Annotated in this window: 3 protein-coding genes and 1 pseudogene; 3 read left to right on the top strand and 1 reads right to left on the bottom strand. The window is 39.1% G+C overall.

Annotated features, from left to right (window positions below; translation table 11 throughout):
• Window positions 1–186 (bottom strand): hypothetical protein (locus BBROOKSOX_RS10155; protein WP_139661623.1); only part of this gene is annotated, 186 nt, incomplete at its 3' end.
• 290 nt (window positions 187–476) lie between these two features.
• On the opposite strand from BBROOKSOX_RS10155, the gene BBROOKSOX_RS12315 reads away from it, so the two are divergent.
• From BBROOKSOX_RS12315 to BBROOKSOX_RS10140, 3 genes and pseudogenes are all read left to right on the top strand, one after another.
• Entirely contained in the window at window positions 477–1,859 is a 1,383-nt protein-coding gene (locus BBROOKSOX_RS12315) for an RHS repeat-associated core domain-containing protein (protein ID WP_257607856.1), read from the top strand.
• A 24-nt stretch (window positions 1,860–1,883) separates the two neighbouring features.
• On the top strand, window positions 1,884–2,048 hold the full coding sequence (locus BBROOKSOX_RS10145) for a hypothetical protein (RefSeq protein WP_180323993.1): 165 nt from the start codon (window positions 1,884–1,886) through the stop codon (window positions 2,046–2,048).
• A 24-nt stretch (window positions 2,049–2,072) separates the two neighbouring features.
• A pseudogene (locus tag BBROOKSOX_RS10140) lies at window positions 2,073–2,327 on the top strand (hypothetical protein); the annotation flags it as partial.

Raw genomic sequence — 2,327 nt, 5'->3', positions numbered from 1 at the left:
AGAGTTAGGGTTTGCAATGTTGATTAAATCAACGCCGTTGGCGGTTGTGTCTATAAAAGTTGTTGGGCTTTTGGTGGTGTCTACAACTTGATTGGCGGCGTAGACATTACTTACGCCACCTAATACAAAAGCGTTTAGGTGGCTGAGTATTAAAAGCAGGGTGAAGGGTTTTTTAAGGGTGTGCATAAATATTATTTTAGGTTGGTTTTTTAAAAATACGCTTTATTTTAACCCTAAAAAATCCCATTGGGGAGGTAAAATAATGCTTCTAAAATTGCTTGGTATGTTGAATTGTTTGCTGTAGCTTATTGGTAATCTACATCGCCCCAAAACCTCTGACAATTTTTTAAATGGAAGTGTTGCAGTTATGGGTTGAATTCGCCATGTATTAAAAGGTACAATTTTTATTTTTGAATTGAGATATAGTTGATCTTATTAAAGCACAACCCTTAAACACATGCCCTCATAAATATTAAATGAAAAAAGCTCTAGCAATTATAAACACCCTAGAACCCTACCAGCAAATCTACACCTACGACACAGGCAATAACCTAACCAATCTATCGCATCAAGCAAACAGTAGTGGTTGGCAACAAACTCTCGCCATCCACCCAAATAACAATCGTGGCACTGAAACCCAACAATCCACCAGCGACTTTGATGCCAATGGTAATCTATTAAACTTAAACAATATCGCTAACCTAGAGTGGTACCACAACAACACCTTGAATAAACTTACTAAATCAGACAAAAGCAACGCCACACAATACTATGTTTATGATTACCAAGGCAAGCGAGTCCGTGTTGTAACTGAATCCAACCACCAAGTGCAAAACCAAAGAGACTACTCGCCCTCACTAGACCTCTTAACCAGCGAAGCAAAACAACCAAGCAAAACTCTACACATTGGTACTCACATCCTCAGCGAAAGCAGCAAAGACAAGACGCAAACCCGCTACCAACTCAACAGTCATCTACAATCCAACACCTTAGAACTAGATGACAAAGCCCAAACTCTCAGTTACGAACACTACTACCCCTATGGTGGCACAGCCATTATCGCAGGTAAAGACAAAACCCAAGCCCAGCAAAAACGCTACCGCTACACGAATAAAGAAAGAGATGACAGCGGTGGTTTATGCTACTACAGTGCTAGGTACTTAGCCCCTTGGTTGGCAAGATGGATAAGCCCCGATTCAGCAGGGGCAGTTGATGGCTTGAATTTGTATGTTTATGTAAGTAACAATCCGCTTAAATACACAGACCCGACAGGGCATGGTATCAATACAATATCCAATGATGATTTTTTTCAAAGGATAAATAAAGACAAGGCTAGCGAATTAAATATTTGGATTGGAGATGAGCATGGCACACCAAATGGAAGCATGTTGCTTATAGACTTAGCGAAAAATATTGACCCAAATCATATTGGAAATCTGGTGATTGAAAATACATGTGCTCCAATTTCAGGGAATAAACGACCCACTTCAAATCCGGTGAAAAATCCGGATCTACTTGTAGCTGATATTATGAATCGAAACAATATAGATCTAGCGCAAGCTACCGTAATTTATAGTTATAAGATAGCAGCGCTAGCATTCATAGGTAGCAAATTTAAGGGCATTTATATTGGCGGAGGAGGTTGGAAAAATCCTAGGTTAGAAGTTTCAAGAATAAAAGGCAATATACTTGCACGGGTTGGCGCCGCTCATCTGTTGACAAGTGTAGTACCAAAAGAATTTTTACTTGTGCATTCAGACTCATGCCCTGTTCAGGAAAAGCTTAAACCCAATACAAGTATTGCTTTAATTCCAAAAATTGTCATTGATCTTTTTATTCAAAGTGGCTATTTAAGGTAAGGCAATTCAGAAACCGAATTTGGATTGTGGGTTAACGGCAAAGACAACAAACCAGAAAATGCATTTTTAGTTATTGGCAGAGGGGATGCTATGAGAGAAAGGTTTGGCGATATAATGGCACCAACACCAATGGATTTAAGCAAATTATCGCCTATTAAGCCGGATCCCGATCCAAACCACCCTATATAAACTAACTTTATAAAATGCAACTGTATGACAATAACATTCAATCATCTTAACAATATTCCAACAATATCGTTGATAGAACCCTATTGTCAAACCTATACCTACGATACAGGTAATAACCTAACCCACCTCTCACACCAAGCAAACAGTGGTGATTGGCAACAAGCCCTCACCATTCACCCAAATAGCAACCGTGGCACTGAAAATAACAACCAAAATAACTTTGATGCCAATGGCAATTTATTAAACTTAAACAATATCGGTAGCCTAGAGTGGCACTAC

The organism is bacterium endosymbiont of Bathymodiolus sp. 5 South, from assembly GCF_900128535.1.
Lineage (GTDB): Bacteria > Pseudomonadota > Gammaproteobacteria > PS1 > Pseudothioglobaceae > Thiodubiliella.
Note: the sequence above shows the minus strand (reverse complement) of the source record. Positions and strands in the feature narration are given on the sequence as shown.

Coding starts and splice junctions, on each gene's coding strand:
- BBROOKSOX_RS12315 (WP_257607856.1), top strand. CDS start 477: ATGAAAAAAGCTCTAGCAATTATAAACACCCTAGAACCCTACCAGCAA.